This is a genomic window from Pedobacter anseongensis, from assembly GCF_037482965.1.
In the GTDB taxonomy this organism is placed as follows: Bacteria; Bacteroidota; Bacteroidia; order Sphingobacteriales; family Sphingobacteriaceae; genus Pedobacter; species Pedobacter anseongensis.
Window position 1 is genome coordinate 581,125 of record NZ_JBBHKB010000004.1, and the last position, 18,963, is coordinate 600,087.

Sequence of the window (18,963 nt, forward strand, 5' to 3'; positions counted from 1 at the left end):
GTACACTATTTTAGTTCTAATATTAACGTAGTTAATGCTGGTAGTTTAACAGTGTTAAGATCTAAAAGTTGATTTGAAACTATATCTAACCCCGATTTCGCCAATAAAATCCGTTCATGATAGCGATTGGTCGAGATTACTTTTTCGGTTGTATTGCTGTTCATTATTATCATTATAGTTTTAGTGCTGTTGTATCTAAAATAGACGTAAATACCATCTTCAGGCACAAATTGCATCATTTTTCCGGTTTGCAATACTGGATTATTTTTTCTGTAATTGGCAAGGGTTTTTAAATAATTAAACGCTTCATTTTCTTTAGCTGTTCGCCCATCAGCAGTAAATTTGTTTTTTTTATCTTTTTCCCATCCACCAGGAAAATCCTCTCGTACTAAGCCATCTGGACTAGCAAAATTTTTCATTAAGATTTCGGTGCCATAATATAATTGAGGAATGCCTCTAGTGGTTAAAAGCCATGCCAGGCCTGATTTGTATTTATTAAAATCTTCGCCTACTACAGAATAAAATCTGCTTAAATCATGATTATCTAAAAAAACAACATTTCGTGTCGGATCTTTATACATGAAGTCATTTGCAAACGTATTATAAAGTTTTACAACTCCATCCATCCATCCAAATTTACCATTTAAGGCTTCATTTATGCCCCATAGGGCTTGGAAATCTGTTACACCTTGCAATTTGGTATCGAAACCCTGATTAATTTTATTTCCTTCTGTAAAGTAGGCTTGATTTGCAACTCCATATACCCATGTTTCACCAAAAAATGTAAGCTTTGGGTACTCTGCCGTAATTGCATTTGCCCATTCAGCCATATATTTCTGATCGTTATAACTATAGGTGTCTATACGAAAACCGTCTAAATTAGCATATTCAACCCACCAGATATGGCTTTGAGTGATGTAGTTTTTAACATACGGATTCTCTTCATTCATATCGGGCATATGTTTATCAAACCAGCCATTAACCATTAATTCTTTATCTGCCTTAGCCACGTACGGATCCATGTGCACTTGTTCTCTATACGTGGTTTTGGTATAAGCTGGCCACTGATGAACCCAATTTTTCATAGGCATATCTTTGATGGTAAAATGTTCAGTACCTACGTGATTATGCACTAAATCTTTAATTACTTTCATCCCACGTTTGTGCGATTCGTTTACTAATCTTTTATAGTCTTCATTGGTACCAAACCTCCGATCAATTTTATAGTTTTCGGTATTAGCGTAACCATGGTAAGATGTTTTGGGTTGATCGTTTTCGAGAACTGGATTGAGCCAAAGTGTAGTAATTCCAAGCTCTTTTAGGTAATCGAGATGATTGATAATTCCTTTAATATCGCCACCGTGACGATAGTACATACTATCTCTATTCAAAGCCGTTTCTTGCATGCCTTCGATTACATCATTGCTATTATCCCCATTCGAAAATCGATCGGGCATAATAAGGTAAATAAGATCCTTATTGGTAACACCTTGATGCAGATTGGGATTTTTATCTTTTTGTTTTAATTCGTAGGTATAGGTTAATTTTTTTCCATCCTTAATAAATTCAATTGGAAATTTGCCTGCCTTGGTGCCTGCAGAAATTTCTAAATCTAAAAAGAGATAGTTTGGATTTTCAACCTTATTTACTTTAACTAATTTTACCCCCGGATAAACTAAACGAACTACAGTAGAAGCAATTTTTTCTCCATGAACAAGTAATTGAAGCTTAGGTTGTTTCATGCCGGTAAACCAAAACATCGGTTCGATACGTTCTAATTTCTGTGCAAAAAGATTTATATTACTTAAGCATAGTAATAATAAAATAATTTTTTTCATCTGTATAAATTATTAATACTTGGCTTACTGATTTTCATTTGTATTAATGAACTCGTAAACTCGGTTTGTTTTCAATGGTGATGAAGCTATCCTGATTTTTCAACGACACTATATTTTCAATGGCATTGAAGGGCTAAAGCCGTTTATTCATTTCCCCGTGAGTTTTGAAAAATCATGATGGTTTCATTTTAATGTTTCGACAATTCGGAGATAAGAAAATACATATTGTATTCACTAATAATTACTATCCTGAAAATGATAGTATTTTCAGGATAGTAAAAATTCTAGTTTTTAACTAGTGTGTATTTGTTTGTGGTTGTATTTAAAGTAATGGTATAATTCCCCGCAGTTGAAATTACAATATTCGCACCTCCTGAAGATAAATTGCCTCCAGAACCACCTAGATTTACTCCCCAATCATGATCTTGTCTAAATTTCATCTCACCTACAGTTAAATTTGTGGTTAATTTCCAAACTCCGTTCCCGTCATTTATAAACTTCATGTCTGTATCAGCAGACCAATCACCAGGAGTTGCATTCCCTATAATTGCCCAAACTTTAGCCGGTTCTATCGTATATACATTTGCATTTAAATCAACAGTTAACAATTTTAACCCTGCAGAAACAGAGCTAATATCACCTCCAGAGGTGCTTAATTTTCCACCACCAGTAGTTCCATATGCTATATCCCATTTTTTTGCAGGGGTAATCTTGAAATTGTTACCATCAAAATTAATGATACCAACATACACTCCATTTCCAGTTATCGATACCAAGCTATCTGCAGTAGCGGGGTTCCAACCTTGATAATTGCCTGGAACATAAACCCATGATGTTAATGGAAAAGGTTTAGCACTTATCGATATTACATTGCTATATGTTGGCGCAACGTTTGCAGATATGCTCGATTTTATTCTTAATTCTACATCAGAATTAACAGTTGTAGGTAAATTTAGAGATAATAATAGGTTGTTAAAATCTAAACCATTGTAACTGATCGACAACGATTTTGCTTCCAGCGTTACTTCTTTAGTTTTATCCGCTGCAAAATTTGAGCCCTTTTTAGAAATTTGCAACGTATTTGTTATTGCAGCTTGGTAACCAAAATCTGCGTTTGTAAACGTGAGGGTAACTACATTAGTAGTAAGCATAGATTTATCTAAAGCCACTGCAGTTGCAGAAGACTTCAACGTTCCGCCTGTACCATCAGTTGCCGTAGAAATAGTTCCATCTTTTTTACAAGACCATAGCGATAGCGCAATAAGGCTTAATGCTAATGATTTTAAAATAATTGATTTCATCTTTATATTTTTAATTTTTAAATGTTAGATGGAGCCTTTGATGATTAAAATGGGTATTAAATTCTTAAAGTAATACTCATTTTAATCATGTCGGGTTCATCTTTTTACTTTTTATAATTAATTTAATAACCAGGGTTTTGCACCAAGTTCGAATTTGCAGTTAAATCTGCTGAAGGAATTGGATATAGATTACGGAAACTTGGCACAGATGTACCCGCTTTCACACCACCTTTAAATGGCCATAGATACGTGGAACCAGTAAATTTGCCATAACGAACTAAATCTGTACGACGATGTCCTTCCCAATATAATTCACGACCTCTTTCGTCTAAGAAAAAATCTACAGATAAGTTACTAACGGCGCCACTAGCATTGCCATAGGCACGTGTACGTAAATTGTTTACATATGTTAGTGCTTGAGCTGTTGAACCTCCAGATCCGCCTCTCATAACCGCCTCTCCATAAATTAGATATTGCTCCGCTAAACGAAATAATGGGAAATCTAATGAGCTAAAAGTTCCATTCAAAGAGGCCGGAGTGGTACCTGTTGAAGTCACATTTTTAAATTTTGTAACTCTTAAACCATCTGTAAATACGGCAATATCATCCACATTGCTTTTTGCTCCAAAGAAAACACCTCTTTTATCGAATGATCCATTTGCGTCTGGAAATAAATTCGGTAGATTTTGTCTGGTTCTATTTCCTCCCCATCCCCCATTAGGAACACCATAAGAGGTTGGATTCATATCGCCATTTATACCTGCATTAATTAGGAAAGTTGTGCCACCATAGTTTGTACCTTTCACTCCATCGTAATTAATGCTTAAAATAGTTTCTAAGTTATTTACATTATTATCTGCTAAGAATAAATCTTTATAATTAGTTTTTAGCGCATACCCTGCATTAATTACTTTAGAAGAATAGGTAATGGCTTCTGTATATTTCGCCGTACCCGTATAAACCTGGGCATTTAGATATAAACGAGCCAATAATGCCCAATCTGCACCTTTATCTGCGCGACCATATTCGTTCGTTCTAGCGTCTGCTAAATCGGCTTCTATTGCTTTTAACTCTGATTCTACAAAGTTAAATAAGGTTGCTCTATTTGATTGCTTTGGAGCATCTTTACCAATGTTATCATTTTCGGTGATAAAGGGCGGATTTCCAAAACCATCTAATAACACCCAATACTGATAAGCTCTTAAAAAGCGAGCTTCAGCACGGTAACGTTGAATAGCGGTAACATCTGCGCCGGTAATATTTCGGCTTGCTAATTTTTCTGGCGTACTTTCACGGATAAACTCGTTGCATACCGTAATTTGATATAAGCTTCTCGTGTATAAACCTCGAAGAAATTGATTATCTGCATTCCAAGTAGAATAATCCAATTCTGGAATACCAGTATCACTCCATGCGCAAATAGCTTCATCCGTAGTTAATTCTTGAGATGTCCAAAAAAGTCTCAAAAAATCTGAAAAACCGGAGTTAATTCCGCCAAGATCACTATTATCCGATCCAGTAGAACTAGTTAGTGCGTAACTAGCATATAATTTTACCAAACTATTTTTGTAACCTTCAGCATTAGAATACACTTTCTCTGCGGTTACATCATTTGTTGGTGTTAAGTTTAATGCATCTTTTTTACATGCATTTAATGACATCATGAAAACTGCAGATGTCAATATGATTTGTTTAGATAACTTCATTTTCATTTTTATTTAAAATCCAACATTTAAACCTAAAGTATATGTTCTTGGTCTAGGATATAGATTATAATCGATACCAGATGTTAATTCTGGATCTAGTCCTTTATATTCCGATACTACAAATACATTTTGAACATTTGCCGCTAATCTCAATGTGGTTTTACCTGCTAATTTTCCAAAATTATAACCCAAACCAATGTTATCCATTTTTAAGAATGAGGCATTCTTCATATAATAATCGCTTAAAAATTGGTTATTGGATAAATTGGTGCTAAATATATCTCTAGCTGCATTATTAATGATACTTTGTGTACTTAAGATGTTTGAACGAACACCAAAGTTAGACGAAACGTTATCATACACATAATTACCAATGTTAGCTCTTAGTACAGTATTGATAGACCATTTTTTATAGGTAAATGAAGTACTGAAGCCAATCGTTACTTTAGGGTCTGGTGAGTGATAGAAATATTGATCACTACTATTAATTACACCATCTCCATTTAAATCTTCATAAACGCCTTCCAAAAGTTCATTTTTAGCATTATACACTTGTTTATAAACCAAGAATGAGCCTGGCGTATAGCCAACAGAGTTATATTTTAAGTGAATTCCAGTACCCCCAGTTAAGTCGCCAGCGTCTAGAGATGCACCTGGATTTGGATTTAAAGTTAAGTTGGTTACTTTTCTTTTGTTATATGCAGCATTGAAGTTAATGTCCCATGTAACGTCGCTTTTATTAATAGCATTAAAGTTTATGCTACCTTCAATACCTCTAACTTCCATATTTCCTACGTTGGTTGTAATCTTATTGCTAAAATTTGTACCTACCGGAATATCAACTGAACTTAACAGGTCTCTCGTTTTTTTATAATATACATCTATTGCACCGGTAATTCTACCTTTCATAAACCCATAATCTAAACCAGCATTGTAGGTAGTTGTAGTTTCCCACTTCAAATTAGGATCGTAAGCTGCTGGACTATAATAATTATAAAAATTATTTCCAATTTGGTATTGGCCGGTGGTACTATTTGCATAGTATTTAGATAGGTATTCATAATTACCAATACCATCCTTATTTCCAGTTTCACCATAACTTAATCTTAATTTTAAGTCTGAGAAGATATTGCTACCTTTTAGAAAGTCTTCATTACTTGCTCTCCATGTAAAACCAACAGATGGGAAATACCCCCAACGGTTCTCCTCAGAAAACTTTGATGAAGCATCAGCACGCATTGTACCCGATAATATATATTTATCAGATTGAGTATAAATAAACCTACCATAGTATGATAATAATTTATTTCGCTGATCGGCAAAAGGAAAAGTTATCGGAACAAGTACTGCTCCCAATGCATTATAGGAATTATAAAAATAATCGGTATTCTTAATGTCGTAAAATCCATAACCCGCTGTAACATCTATTCGACTATTTATGCTTTTAGCCGTATGTGCGTAGTTTAAATAGAATTCTGATGTTTTACTAAATTCTCTATTTAACCTATCTTGAAAAAAGCCTTTAGTAGAATTACTTTGAGCTGCAATTTCCGGAACAGTTGTCGAACCAGAGCCTCTTGAAACATCATAACCTAAATTCAAGTTAGCGTGCAATTCTGGTAAAAAATGAAAAGAATAATCAAATTTTAAATTTCCAAAACTTCTTCTTGCATTACCTATATCCTTTTTTTGCTCAATTAAAGCCAAAGGATTTCTTGGAGCATTTGGATTTGGCACACTCGCCTGTATCCATTCGAAATAATTACCAAAGGCATTATTGGCATATACAGGCTGTGTAGGGTCGAACTGTATAGCGCTTGCGATAGCACCATTGTTGGCAAAATTCGATTTAGTTAATGCAGCTTTCAAATTCAATTCTACTTTTAAATGATCGTCGAAAAATTTAGGAGCTAAACTCAAAGCAGCTGTTCCTCTTGATAATTTATCGGTAAGCAACAAACCTTGTTGATTAAGATAGCCAGCCGAAAAACGATAAGGCATTTTTTTAGCGGTTCCAGAGACACCAATAGTATTATCTGATGTAAAAGCTTGCTGATAGATTACATCTTGCCAATCGGTGTTTTCCGTACCTAAAAATGATTTTTGTGCAGCAGTTCCATTTGTATTTACATAGGCTCTAACTTCATCAGCAGTTAAAATATCAACTTTTTTAGCTACTGATGCCACGGAGTTGTTAGAACTGAAATTAAATACAGGCTTGCCAGCAGTTCCTTTTTTCGTTGTAATTAAGATTACACCATTTGATGCCCTAGAACCATAAATAGCGGTTGCATTAGCATCCTTTAAAATAGTATACGTTTCAATATCATTCGGATTAACTAACGATAGTGGGCTCGGTGCGTTACCTATGGTATTGCCACTAAAAGGTACTCCGTCGATTACGATTAAAGGATCGTTACTCGCGTTTAATGAAGCACCGCCTCTAATTCTAATCTGGCTCCCACCACCGGGTTGCCCACTGTTTTGGGTTATGTTAACTCCAGCAACCTTACCTTGGATTAATTGTTCTGGAGTAATAATCGTACCTTTTTGAAAATCTTTCGAATTTACAGTGGCAATAGAACCTGTTACTTCCTTTCGCTGAGCAAAACCATAACCGATAATTACAACTTCACCTAATTTTTGTTCATCTACTACTAAATTGAAGTTAACAGTAGTGTTTTCAGCTACGGTTATCGTTTTTTCGAGGGCAAGGTAACCAACATACGTACTGGATAAGGTAACTGTTCCAGTTAGACCGGTAAGTGAGTAATTACCATTGGGATCTGTTAAGGTAACTCGTGTTGTTCCTTTAATTGCTACAGAGGCGCCGGGTAAAGGTAATCCCTTTTCATCAAACACTTTTCCAGAGATGGATCCAGTTTGTGCTTTTACAATCATTGCCGATAAAATAAACAGCAATAAAAGCCCCTGTTTTAAGAGGTAAAATACTTTCATGTTCAAAGCTTTTTTAAGTATATAAATTTGGTTAGCTATTGTAGTGTTATACACACTGGACTAATTTACACTTGTTAATTACAATTCAAAATATTTTTTAAAAATATAATTTCTGCCTCTTTTTGAGTGCTTTAAAAAGCTTTAGCTTCCTGAAAATTTCAAAATAATACAACCTAAAAAATTAACATTTAAAAATTTAAATATTTGATAAACAAATACTTATTATTTACATTTTCCTATTTAAAGTGTTTTTTTTACACTAAGCTATTTTTTATACTTTTTTCGGGAACGTTCCCGATATTTATGACATAAAAATTTGTTATTTTTCGGGAACGTTCCCGAAATTTTCAAAAAATTCTTCTTAAATTACACTAAGTCGTGATTTTTTTTGAAAAAATTAAGCTGAAATCGAGGTTAAAGACGAGCCTGTTTTTGCACTCATTTTATAACAAATTTGCGGTAGAATTCCGGATGACAATTTTCGATTTTAACACTACTTCTTTTGCTATATTCTTAGCTGGATTATTTGATAAAATGCTAAACAGTAATCGCGCCGACTCCTCACCTATTTCGGTAGCGGGTTGAGTAATTGTAGTTAAAGATGGATTAAGCAATCTGGCAATTTCTAAGCTCGAGAAACTAATAATTTTTAATTGATCTGGGATTTTAATACCTAGATCATAGCACACGTAATAAGTAGCAAATGCCAAACGTTCTACCGAAGTAAAAACCCCATCAAATTGCTTTTGGGTTAATGCGTTGCTTATAATCTCTCTATTTTCTTCATAACTATTGCTACAATCTATCACCAGGCTTTCATCAAACTCAATATGGTGATTTGCTAATGCGTCAATATAGCCTTGCATACGCGTTTTTCCAATGGATAGTGCTTTGTTAATTACAAAATAACCAATTCTTTTGCATCCTTGATCAATAAGGTGGGTAGTGGCCAAAAAACTACTCTCATAGTCATTCGTAATTACTTTAGGTGTGTTAATATCCTCATATACTCTATCAAAAAATACTAATGGCAATCTTTTAGCGCCAAATTTATTAAGATAGCCATGATCATTTGCCTCACCAGAAACCGACATAATAATACCATCTGCCCTTCCATTATGAAGATGGCTGATAAAGCTTACTTCCTTACTAAAGTCATCATCGGTTACATAAATTAAAATATGATATCCATTTTCTCTTGCAATACGTTCTATGCCATGGATAACCTGAGAAAAGTAGTTATTTGCTAATTCTGGAACAATTACGGCAATTGTTTTGCTCTTTTGTTCTCTAAGGTTGCTTGCGTAGTGATTAGGTTGATAATTTAATTCCTTTGCTTTAGCCAAAATCATGGCTTTCGTTGCTTCCTTAATATCGCTATTATCTCTAAACGCTCTAGAGATAGTTGAGGTAGATAAATTTAAAGCCTCGGCTAATTTCTTAATGTTTATGGTATCCATCTGGATGATCTAAGCTTCTCAGTTATCTATATGATTGCTATTTAAGCAATAAGTTACGTTAAAACCTCTTGTTTATTTATCGTATTTTGAGGTCTACCATTTTTAAACGCTTCTCTCGTTTTTAAACCGAGCAATTCAAACATTGCCATATCATCTACAAAGGCGGGATTTGGCGTAGTTAATAATTTATCACCAGCAAAAATCGAGCTAGCCCCTGCCATAAAGCAAAAAGCCTGCTCTAACGTACTCATTTCATTTCGTCCAGCACTCAAGCGAACAACTGAATTCGGCATTACAATCCTCGCGGTCGCAATCATGCGCACCATATCCCAAATTGGTACACGAGGTTGATTTTCTAAAGGAGTGCCTTTTACAGGAACTAATGCATTAACAGGAACAGATTCTGGGTGTTTTTCCATGTTTGCCAAAGTTTGCAACATAGCGATGCGATCTTCGGATGTTTCGCCCAAACCTATAATTCCGCCACTGCATACTGTTAATTTTGCTTTACGCACATTTTTTATGGTATTTAAGCGGTCATCATAGGTGCGAGTCGAAATAATTCGTTTATAATCATCTTCCGAAGTATCGATATTATGATTATAGGCGTACAACCCCGCATCGGCTAAACGTTGCGCCTGATTTTCGCTTAACATTCCCAAGGTGCAGCAAACCTCCATATCCATGTCATTAACTGCTTTTACCATTTCAATTACACGGTCAAAATCGCGATTATCTCTAACTTCACGCCAAGCTGCACCCATACATAAACGAGATGCCCCACCCTCCTTTGCTTTCACTGCTGCACTTATTACTTGGCCAATTTGCATTAAAGGCTGCACTTCTACGTCGGTATGGTAACGGGCAGCTTGAGGGCAATATGAGCAATCTTCGGCACATCCACCTGTTTTAATAGAAATTAAAGAACTAATTTGAACTTCATTATAATCTTTTTGTGCACGATGAATACTTGCAGCTTCATATACCAAATCTAAAAAAGGTTTATGATAAATGGCCGATATTTCTTCCTTGGTCCAATCGTGTTTTAATACTTGCATAGTTAAGTTGTACGTTCTAAATTAGATTTATAAAAGCAATTTACTTGCTAACCCCAATAATAATAAAAATCCGAAAACATCGGTAAATGTAGTAATGATAATTGATGATGCAATGGCGGGATCTATCCCTACTCGCTTTAAAACTAAGGGAATCCCAGCTCCCGCAAAGCCAGCTATAACCAGATTACCCGTCATAGCGAGAAAAATAACAAATCCCAACATGGGATTGGCATCAAAAAAATAAGCAAATGCAAAAACAATTAATCCAGTAATTGAGCCATTAATTAACCCTACTGTAAATTCTTTTAATACGGTTCTATAGGCTTGATTATCTGTTAAATCGTATAACGAAATACGTCTAACCGTTACCGCTAAGGCTTGAGTAGCGGCATTTCCGCCCATACCCGCAATGATAACCATGTAGGCAGACAATATAGTTAAATTGGAGGTTACATATTCATAGTGCCGAACCACGGCTGATGCTAAAAAAGCTGTACCTAAATTGATGATTAGCCAAGGCAAACGAGATTTCACGGCTTCGATCCAGTTACCACTTAATTCCTCGTCTTCCGAAACCCCAGATATTTTCAAGAAATCTTCTGTATTTTCGTCTTCCAAAACATCGATTACATCATCAAAGGTAACACGACCTAAGAGTTTCATATCGGCATCAATTACGGGAATACTTGTTAAATTGTATTGCGAAATTAGCTTAGCTACTTCTTCCTGATCAGTTTCGGGCCTTACATAAACCACATCCGAATTCACCATTTCGGTGATTTTAACGTTTCCTTTAGCTTTAATAATATCCTTTAACGAAACAATGCCTTTAAAGATATTTTCATCATCTACAACGAAAACAGTATAAAACTCTTCTATTTCTTCGCTTTGTCGAATAATTTCGTCGATTGCATCTTTTTTAGTGAGGTTAAGGTTAATTTTAATGAATTCTGTATTCATCAAACCACCTGCAGTCTCCTCATCGTAGCTCATTAAATTCCGGATGTTTGAAGCATCGTTTTCGCTCAAATCTTCTAGAATTTCCTTTTGTTCGTGTTCTTCTAATTGTGAAATAATATCGGTTGCATCGTCATAATCGAGCTCCTCAACAATTTCAGTACGTTTATCGGGATGTAATTGAAGTAATAATTCTTCGGGATGTGCCTCTTCATGCATTTCAGAAATTACTTCAGAAGCAATTTCTACATCGAGTAAATTAATAATGCGTTGCCGATCTTCTTTTGAGATGCTTTCAAATAAAATAGCAATTTCAGACGCATGATAATCTGATAGCATAGCTTTTAGTTGGGTATTATCACCCCCTATCGCTTGCTTTAATTTAGAAACGTCTGTTTTGTCTAAATCGAAAGATTGCATACCTTGCAAAGATAGGAATAATTAAATTTTTTTAGGGTAAATATCAGGGCTCATTCTTTGCACCCATAACCAATAACCATAAACAGGTTCCAATCTCGCCAATACTTGCAGGTAATCTTACATAGCTTGATATTCCAAGTTCAGCATAATTCGGAAACAGGAAAAATCCAATAAAATTAATCAAATAGCTAAAGCAGCCAATTAATAAAAATACGCCTAAAACTTTTGGTAAAATCTCAGATCGATATACCAAATAACCAAAAGGAAATAACCAAAGACCCCAAAAGATTTGAACCATAAGAATGCCGTTATCGTACTGATTTAAAGATAACATCACTTCGGTAGCGAGATGAGCGTCGGTAAAAACATTAAGGTAATTTGCACCATTAATTAGAGAGAGTACATTAAGCTTATGAATGAGATTTATAAGTGAGATAGGTACACTTATTATAGCTAATAGTACCATTAACTTGGCCTGCGTTCTATCCACCGATTTAAGCAGTCTATAAAGTAATAATGGTAAGATAAGGAAAGCCAAATAACAGATTACCCCAGATAAAATACTTAACCTAAACATTAATTCATTTGTCTTAATATTCACCAAGGTTAGTTTAGCATTATCCCAAACGATAAGTTTTGAGGGAACATAGGCTAAACTTATTATGCCAGTAATCACTACAACTAAGTAAACTAAGCCTGCCAAATGTGCGGTTTTTTTTATGCGCATAATTTCCAATGTTAATGGTTAATTTTTGGCCAATTATAAGCATGCCAAACAATTAACGAGCTAATTATCACTTCCAAAACAGCTAAAAACACGTAGAAACTCCACCAGACCGATAATGTGGTTATCGCAATAAGCAACATTAAAATTGAATAAAAAATGCCAAAAATGATATTTAGCCAACGATTTAGTAAGGGTTTTAATAGTACGGAAAGGCAAATCATCACTGCAGGGATAGCTAACAATACTGCTGCACTAAATAATTTTAAAGGTGAATCGAGCAAAGTATTTCCAGCAATGAATTTTTCAATTTTATGTGGCACATATAGTGAAAAATAGTCTCCATAAATATAGCAAGACATTAAAGATGCCCACAAAGCGGCTAATTTAACCTTTACATTTATATTAAAATCTTCAAATTGATGTTTACGAGTAGAAGTTGGATTCATGAGTGCTGGTTTTAGCATTTGATTCCAAAACAAAAGTATTGTTACAGCTACTTAAACCACCCTTTGCGCCAAAAATAAATCACTTGAAGAACGGCAATTATGCCCATCACAATCATGGTGTACAGATAGCCATGCTCTTGGTATAGTTCTGGCATATTTTGAGACAATATTCTGCCAGTCACAGGGTCTTCCCTACTGAAATTCATCCCATAAATGCCAGCAATAAAAGTTAATGGAATAAAGATCGACGAAATTATGGTTAATACCTTCATAATCTCGTTCATACGGTTGCTGATAATCGAGAGGTACATATCGATATTACCTGCCGAAATTTCTTTCAATGATTCAATCATATCGATAATTTGAATACAATGATCATATGCATCTCGAATATACACCTTGGTTTTCTCATCAATTAATTTACTATCGCTTCTCAAAATATCATTTACTTTATCCCGCTCTGGCCAAGCCACACGACGCAACGTAATTAGATTACGCTTAATTATTTGTGTATCGTACATGATACTTTTATCCGGTTTTTCGAATAAACGATCTTCAATTGTATCCAATTGTTCGCTCCAGGTGCCTAAAACAGTAAAATATTGGTCAATTACCATATCCATAAGGGCATACATTAAATAACTGCTCCCACCTAAGCGTATATTTCCTTTGCCAATTTCTAATCGTGCACGTATGGGCTGCAAACAATCCTCGTATTTATCTTGAAAAGTAAATAGGATATTTTTCATCAATATAAAGGAGAGTTGCTCATTCTCTAAATTGTTATCTGGGTCGAGAAAAAGCATTCTGCTGATTGCAAAATCGTATTTCTCATATTCTTCAAATTTTGGCCGTTGATAGGTAGTCGTAATATCTTCGATGACAAGTTTATTGATGTTGTATTCGAAGTTTAACGTTTCAAATAAGCGAACCGAGTTGAAACCTTTAATTTCTACCCAATAAGTTAGATCGGTATCAGAAGTTAATTTTTTTAACTCACCTAAATGAGCTAAGCTTTGAACTTTATGGCTAGTTGAATTATAGGTATATAGTAGAATTTTAGGCGCTAGTGAATTTTCATCGAGGTAAACCATTCCAGGACTAGAGCCAGGACGGGGCAAGGCATAACGTGCTTTCTTTTGTTTACGACGAGTAAGTTTGGGCATGTTAAAGATAAAATTTAGTTTGTGGACCTTGATTAAACAACAAATCGACACAACTTAAGTTTGGGATAAAAGTATTACGATCACTAAACACCTGAAAGTACTCTTTCATTTTATAATTATGGATATCATTTTTGTTAAACTTATTTCTGAAATCTAACGCTGAAGAAATCTGCTTTTCATATTCTACAGTCAAATCGAAAATCGGGTTGATTTTTATTTGCTTAAAAATCCAGTTTAGTAACTCCATGTTAAAATCAAACAAAAATTCAAACCTTTTTTCATAAAAAGGCGCCAATCCATCTTCATAAAATTCGAAATAGGCCGAACTTCGATAACAAGTTTGTAGGCTTAACCAATGCAAGCGCTGCCATTTCGAATCATAACTTAATTTAACATCTTTAATTGAAGTATGGTTCTTTGAGCCTTTTACTAGCGGCAAAATTAAGTCTAACGTGCCATCAGGAGATGCAATAGTAGCTCGATTTCGATAAGTCTGTTTAGGTAAATGTTCGTGATTTTCGATCAAAAATTCAAAATTTTGCTCTTTTAAGCTGGTAAAATAACTTACGGGGGGAAGATAAAAAAGGGGAAAAATAGCTGAACTTTGCATCTGATATTTTATGTTTGTATTCTAGGCGTCCAAATTAATGATTAAAAAAGGCTTTTCACATATCGGCATCTTCTTTTTATACGTTTTGTCGCTGTTTCCCTTACCTGTGCTGCTAGTTTTTGCACGATTATTATATTTTCCGTTGTATTACATCGTGGGTTATCGTAAAAATGTTGTTAGAGAAAATTTGGAGAATTCTTTCCCAAAGAAAAGCAGAAAAGAAATTATCCAAATCGAAAAAACTTTTTACAAGTACTTTGTTGATTTGATATTTGAGGTTATTAAAATGTCGACCATCTCTAAAAAAGAACTCTTAACTCGGGTTAAGTTTAATAATTTAGCCCAAGTGGAAGCGTATTTTAGTAGAAACGAAAGCGTTTTAGCTTGTACAGGTCATTACGGAAATTGGGAATTATGTATGCTTGCTTTAGGCGCACGTTTATCGGCACCAGAATATGTTATCTACAAACCTTTAACCAATAAAGTTTTCGAAGAGTGGTTGCTAAAAATTAGAACGCGCTTTGGAAATATTTTTATCGCTATGCGACAAACGTTACGTGTTATTATTGCAACAAAAGACCAACCTACCATGTTTTGCTTTGCCAGTGATCAAACCCCAACACGTACAGAGGTACAGTATACATTAAACTTTTTAAATCAGCCAACTGCAGTATTATTAGGTTTAGAAAAAATAGCCTTACAAACCAATCGACCTGTATTTTTCTTCGATGTTGTGAGCGTAAAAAGAGGTTATTACGAAGTAAATTGTTTTCCATTATGTTTAGCGCCAAAAGAAACAAAAGATCATGAAATAACCGATCTTCTGTATAAATTTTTAGAGAATAGAATTACCGAATCTCCTCCTTTTTGGCTTTGGAGCCATAGAAGGTGGAAATTAAATAAATAATATGCAACCCAGTGTAGCTGTAGTAATTTTAAATTGGAATGGTAAAGCGCTGTTAGAGCGCTTTTTACCTAGTGTAATTACATCTGAATACCCTAACTTACAAGTCATTGTAGGCGATAATGCATCAACAGATGAATCGATAAATTGCATAAAAAGCAATTTTCCTACAGTTAAAATTCTCCAAAATGATCAGAACTATGGCTATGCAGGGGGCTATAATCGCATCATGGAGAGTGTTGAGGCAGATTATTTCGTTTTACTTAATTCAGACGTTGAAGTTCCAAAAAACTGGATTCAACCCGTAATTGATAAGATGGAAAGTGATGATAAGATTGCGGCTGCCCAACCAAAAATAAAATGGCAAGTGCAAAAAGACCAGTTCGAATATGCTGGCGCTGCTGGAGGATTTATGGACCTTCATGCTTTTCCTTTTTGTAGGGGGAGAATTTTCGATACCGTAGAAGCCGATCAGGGCCAATACACTACCAACATTGATATATTTTGGGCAAGTGGTGCAGCATTTTTCATAAAAGGTAAAAATTGGAAAGAAGTTAAAGGCTTAGATGAGGATTTATTTGCTCATATGGAAGAAATAGATCTTTGTTGGCGCTTAAAAAATCTCGGCTATCGAATTGTAAGCTGTATGGACTCAGAAGTATATCATTTGGGAGGAGGCACGTTAAATGCGAATAATCCTTACAAAACTTATCTTAATTTTAGAAACAATTTGATAATTATGCAGAAAAATTTGCCATTATCAGATGCTTATTTTCGAATATTTATAAGAATATGGTTCGATTTGGCTGCATGGATACAATTTTTGTTTAAAGGAAAATTTGAATTTTCTATGGCTATCTCAAAGGCCCACTTCCATTTTATACGCAGCCTCAATCAAAATGCCAAAAAACGAACTCTTGTTCAAATTCCCTATCTAAAACACACCGGTGTGTATAAATACAGTATTGTATATTCCTATTTTATTGATAAAATAAAGATTTTTAGTCAACTTCGCTGGTAAATCGGGTTAAAATTGCTCTTTATAGTTCTTTATCTGTTCAAACTGCTACTATTATTTTAAAAAACTTTCTATCGCTAAACGATACCCGTCTAAACCAAAACCAGTAAGTACGCCCTTACAATTTTTTCCGGTTAATGAAACATGTCTATATTCTTCTCTGGCATATATATTCGAGATATGCACTTCAATAACTGGGGTATTAATGGCTGCTATGGCATCGGCAATCGCCACTGAAGTATGGGTATATCCACCTCCATTTATGATAATGCCATCGTAAGAAAAACCAACTTCGTGCAATTTATTAATCAACTCCCCTTCTACATTGCTCTGATAATAATCGATTTCGAGTATGCTATACAATTCACGAAGTTTGGCAATATAGCTATCAAAACCTTCTGCACCATAAATTGATGGCTCTCGAACCCCTAATAGGTTTAAATTGGGGCCGTTTATTATTTGTATCTTCATATCTTTAACCATTGTAAAGTTGAACTATTTTAATGTGAAATGTACTCGTTTCGCTATTACAATGTTATAAAAAAAAATGAACAATAATGAATAAAGCAGCTTATCTGAATGGTTTTAAAGCTTATTTAAAGTTAGAACGTTCGCTCTCTGAACATTCTATCGAAGCTTACTTAAATGATGTCGCTAAGCTCGAGCAGTATTTCGAATCATTGGGTAGAGATTTAAATATTAAGGCTTTAAAGTTAAGAGACTTAAGAGCGTTTATCTCGTGGCTAAATGCTCTGGGAATGCAGGCCTCGTCACAAGCTAGAATTTTATCTGGAATTAAAGCTTTCTTTACTTATTTAATGATTGAAGAAATCATCACAGATGATCCGACAAGCTTAATTGGGGCGCCAAAACTGAGTAGAAAATTACCAGATACACTAAACATTACCGAAATAAATTCATTATTAGATGTCATAGATGCTTCGAAACCAGACGGAATGCGAAGCAAAGCAATTATTGAGGTATTATATGGCTGTGGATTAAGAGTAAGTGAGTTATCAGAATTAAGAATATCAAATATTTTTAAAGAAACAGAATTTGTTAAGATTATTGGAAAAGGAAATAAGGAACGTATTGTTCCCATTGGCGGTACGGCATTAAAATTTTTAGATCTCTATCTCAATCATGTAAGAGTACACCTCAGTATTAAAAAAGGCCATGAAGATTTTGTATTTCTTAACCGGTTTGGAAGTCGTTTATCGCGGATTTCGATTTTTACTTTAATTAAAAGTTTATCAGCCAAAGCTGGAATACATAAAACCATTAGCCCACATACCTTTAGGCATTCTTTTGCCACCCATTTAATTGAAGGTGGTGCCGATTTACGTGCTGTGCAAGAAATGCTCGGTCACGCTAGCATTACAACGACTGAAATTTATACGCATCTAGATCGAGATTATTTAAGGAGCGTTATCACGCAGTATCATCCAAGGTCATAAATAGGTTGTTTAGTTGGTTCGTTGTTTGGTTTTTTAGGGTTTTTTACAACAAATCATCCTATCCTTGCTTTGCATATCCTTCCTTAATTCAATGGTGTTAAATCCTTTTTTAGCTAGCATTTCAACTGTTTCTTTTCCTAGGTATTCGTTAATTTCGAAGAAAAGTAAGCCGTTTTCTGTTAAATTTTTCAATGCAAAGTCGGCAATTACCTCATAAAAAAGCAGCGGTCTTTCATTGCTTACAAATAAAGCCAGGTGCGGCTCATTAGCCAATACATTTTCGTGCATGTCCATCTTTTCGTTTTGCGTAATATAAGGTGGATTGCTAACGATGACGGAAAATGCAGTATTGAGTATGGAGTTGGTAGTTGGGAATTGTGAGATTTGAGAGGTGAGGATGTTGTGTTCAACAAAAGATAGCTCTATATCATTTAATAAAGCATTTTCTTTCGCTATACCTAAAGCTTCACTTGATATATCTAAGGCAGTAACGGCGAGCTGAGGCAGATTTTTCTTCAGCGAAATGGCGATGCAACCACTTCCGGTACCGATGTCGAGCAGGGTTGCAGGTTCAGCTTTTTTTAATTTCTCTATCACCCACGCTACCAATTCTTCCGTTTCAGGACGAGGAATGAGTACAGATTCATTTACTTTAAACGGCAAGCCATAGAACATTGTCTCACCTAAGATATACTGAATTGGCCTCCCTGCTTTAAGTTGAAAAAGTATGGATTCGATTATTTTTACATTCTCATCAGCTAGTTCATGTTCCTTTTTCAAGATGTAGTTAGCTTTATCAATCTTTAAATAATGTTCGATTACTAAAAGAAAAATAGCTTTAGCCTCATCAACATCATAATGGCTAGCTAATTCATCAATAAATTTTGCTACGATAGCGCTAAGTTTCATCGAAGCAAAACTAAACAAATACTTATAA

At 34.8% G+C, this 18,963-nt stretch carries 16 protein-coding genes; 3 read left to right on the forward strand and 13 right to left on the reverse strand.

The genetic code is table 11. The annotated features are described in order from the left end of the window. Nucleotides 1-5: 5 nt before the first annotated feature. The 11 genes from WG904_RS16575 to WG904_RS16625 form a co-directional block, all read right to left on the reverse strand. Nucleotides 6-1,838 (reverse strand): glycoside hydrolase family 13 protein, encoded by a 1,833-nt coding sequence (locus tag WG904_RS16575; protein WP_339580453.1) that lies wholly within the window; start codon nt 1,836-1,838, stop codon nt 6-8. Between the two features lie 284 nt (nt 1,839-2,122). Beyond that, a complete protein-coding gene (locus WG904_RS16580) occupies nt 2,123-3,139 on the reverse strand; it encodes a SusE domain-containing protein (protein ID WP_339580454.1) in 1,017 nt (338 codons plus the stop codon). Between the two features lie 122 nt (nt 3,140-3,261). Beyond that, nucleotides 3,262-4,845, reverse strand: a complete 1,584-nt coding sequence (locus tag WG904_RS16585) for a RagB/SusD family nutrient uptake outer membrane protein (protein ID WP_339580455.1) — start codon at nt 4,843-4,845, stop codon at nt 3,262-3,264. A 12-nt stretch (nt 4,846-4,857) separates the two neighbouring features. Further along, nucleotides 4,858-7,803 (reverse strand): SusC/RagA family TonB-linked outer membrane protein, encoded by a 2,946-nt coding sequence (locus WG904_RS16590; RefSeq protein WP_339580456.1) that lies wholly within the window; start codon nt 7,801-7,803, stop codon nt 4,858-4,860. 443 nt (nt 7,804-8,246) lie between these two features. Next, entirely contained in the window at nt 8,247-9,263 is a 1,017-nt protein-coding gene (locus tag WG904_RS16595; protein ID WP_339580457.1) for a LacI family DNA-binding transcriptional regulator, read from the reverse strand. Nucleotides 9,264-9,316: 53 nt separating this feature from the next. Next, on the reverse strand, nt 9,317-10,321 hold the full coding sequence (bioB, locus tag WG904_RS16600) for a biotin synthase BioB (protein WP_339580458.1): 1,005 nt from the start codon (nt 10,319-10,321) through the stop codon (nt 9,317-9,319). A gap of 27 nt (nt 10,322-10,348) precedes the next feature. Continuing rightward, nucleotides 10,349-11,698, reverse strand: coding sequence for a magnesium transporter (gene mgtE / locus WG904_RS16605; protein WP_339580459.1), 1,350 nt, complete (start codon nt 11,696-11,698; stop codon nt 10,349-10,351). A gap of 43 nt (nt 11,699-11,741) precedes the next feature. Next, the gene (locus tag WG904_RS16610) at nt 11,742-12,425 is read right to left on the reverse strand and encodes a DUF4386 domain-containing protein (protein ID WP_339580460.1); all 684 of its coding nucleotides are present in this window, start codon (nt 12,423-12,425) and stop codon (nt 11,742-11,744) included. A gap of 11 nt (nt 12,426-12,436) precedes the next feature. Further along, nucleotides 12,437-12,871 carry a DUF6326 family protein gene (locus tag WG904_RS16615; protein ID WP_339580461.1) on the reverse strand — a complete coding sequence of 145 codons (435 nt, stop codon included), beginning with the start codon at nt 12,869-12,871 and terminating at the stop codon, nt 12,437-12,439. A gap of 47 nt (nt 12,872-12,918) precedes the next feature. Next, nucleotides 12,919-14,037 carry a magnesium/cobalt transporter CorA gene (corA, locus tag WG904_RS16620; RefSeq protein ID WP_339580462.1) on the reverse strand — a complete coding sequence of 373 codons (1,119 nt, stop codon included), beginning with the start codon at nt 14,035-14,037 and terminating at the stop codon, nt 12,919-12,921. A 1-nt stretch (nt 14,038) separates the two neighbouring features. Further along, on the reverse strand, nt 14,039-14,647 hold the full coding sequence (locus tag WG904_RS16625) for a WbqC family protein (protein ID WP_339580463.1): 609 nt from the start codon (nt 14,645-14,647) through the stop codon (nt 14,039-14,041). Nucleotides 14,648-14,684: 37 nt separating this feature from the next. On the opposite strand from WG904_RS16625, the gene WG904_RS16630 reads away from it, so the two are divergent. Together WG904_RS16630 and WG904_RS16635 are read left to right on the forward strand one after the other, a co-directional pair. Beyond that, the gene (locus tag WG904_RS16630; RefSeq protein WP_339580464.1) at nt 14,685-15,554 is read left to right on the forward strand and encodes a lysophospholipid acyltransferase family protein; all 870 of its coding nucleotides are present in this window, start codon (nt 14,685-14,687) and stop codon (nt 15,552-15,554) included. Between the two features lies 1 nt (nt 15,555). Continuing rightward, nucleotides 15,556-16,572 carry a glycosyltransferase family 2 protein gene (locus tag WG904_RS16635; protein ID WP_339580465.1) on the forward strand — a complete coding sequence of 339 codons (1,017 nt, stop codon included), beginning with the start codon at nt 15,556-15,558 and terminating at the stop codon, nt 16,570-16,572. 51 nt (nt 16,573-16,623) lie between these two features. Here WG904_RS16635 and aroQ read toward each other — a convergent pair whose 3' ends face one another. Beyond that, nucleotides 16,624-17,040 carry a type II 3-dehydroquinate dehydratase gene (gene aroQ, locus WG904_RS16640; RefSeq protein ID WP_339580466.1) on the reverse strand — a complete coding sequence of 139 codons (417 nt, stop codon included), beginning with the start codon at nt 17,038-17,040 and terminating at the stop codon, nt 16,624-16,626. An 86-nt stretch (nt 17,041-17,126) separates the two neighbouring features. On the opposite strand from aroQ, the gene xerD reads away from it, so the two are divergent. Beyond that, entirely contained in the window at nt 17,127-18,026 is a 900-nt protein-coding gene (gene xerD / locus WG904_RS16645; RefSeq protein WP_339580467.1) for a site-specific tyrosine recombinase XerD, read from the forward strand. Between the two features lie 33 nt (nt 18,027-18,059). On the opposite strand, the gene prmC is transcribed toward xerD, so the two are convergent. Beyond that, nucleotides 18,060-18,935, reverse strand: a complete 876-nt coding sequence (gene prmC / locus WG904_RS16650) for a peptide chain release factor N(5)-glutamine methyltransferase (RefSeq protein ID WP_339580468.1) — start codon at nt 18,933-18,935, stop codon at nt 18,060-18,062. Nucleotides 18,936-18,963 lie beyond the last annotated feature (28 nt).

Coding starts and splice junctions, on each gene's coding strand:
- xerD (WP_339580467.1), top strand. CDS start 17,127: ATGAATAAAGCAGCTTATCTGAATGGTTTTAAAGCTTATTTAAAGTTA.
- WG904_RS16625 (WP_339580463.1), bottom strand. CDS start 14,647: ATGCAAAGTTCAGCTATTTTTCCCCTTTTTTATCTTCCCCCCGTAAGT.
- WG904_RS16585 (WP_339580455.1), bottom strand. CDS start 4,845: ATGAAGTTATCTAAACAAATCATATTGACATCTGCAGTTTTCATGATG.
- WG904_RS16575 (WP_339580453.1), bottom strand. CDS start 1,838: ATGAAAAAAATTATTTTATTATTACTATGCTTAAGTAATATAAATCTT.
- WG904_RS16615 (WP_339580461.1), bottom strand. CDS start 12,871: ATGAATCCAACTTCTACTCGTAAACATCAATTTGAAGATTTTAATATA.
- WG904_RS16635 (WP_339580465.1), top strand. CDS start 15,556: ATGCAACCCAGTGTAGCTGTAGTAATTTTAAATTGGAATGGTAAAGCG.
- aroQ (WP_339580466.1), bottom strand. CDS start 17,040: ATGAAGATACAAATAATAAACGGCCCCAATTTAAACCTATTAGGGGTT.
- WG904_RS16630 (WP_339580464.1), top strand. CDS start 14,685: ATGATTAAAAAAGGCTTTTCACATATCGGCATCTTCTTTTTATACGTT.
- prmC (WP_339580468.1), bottom strand. CDS start 18,935: ATGAAACTTAGCGCTATCGTAGCAAAATTTATTGATGAATTAGCTAGC.
- WG904_RS16580 (WP_339580454.1), bottom strand. CDS start 3,139: ATGAAATCAATTATTTTAAAATCATTAGCATTAAGCCTTATTGCGCTA.
- mgtE (WP_339580459.1), bottom strand. CDS start 11,698: ATGCAATCTTTCGATTTAGACAAAACAGACGTTTCTAAATTAAAGCAA.
- WG904_RS16610 (WP_339580460.1), bottom strand. CDS start 12,425: ATGCGCATAAAAAAAACCGCACATTTGGCAGGCTTAGTTTACTTAGTT.
- bioB (WP_339580458.1), bottom strand. CDS start 10,321: ATGCAAGTATTAAAACACGATTGGACCAAGGAAGAAATATCGGCCATT.
- WG904_RS16590 (WP_339580456.1), bottom strand. CDS start 7,803: ATGAAAGTATTTTACCTCTTAAAACAGGGGCTTTTATTGCTGTTTATT.
- corA (WP_339580462.1), bottom strand. CDS start 14,037: ATGCCCAAACTTACTCGTCGTAAACAAAAGAAAGCACGTTATGCCTTG.
- WG904_RS16595 (WP_339580457.1), bottom strand. CDS start 9,263: ATGGATACCATAAACATTAAGAAATTAGCCGAGGCTTTAAATTTATCT.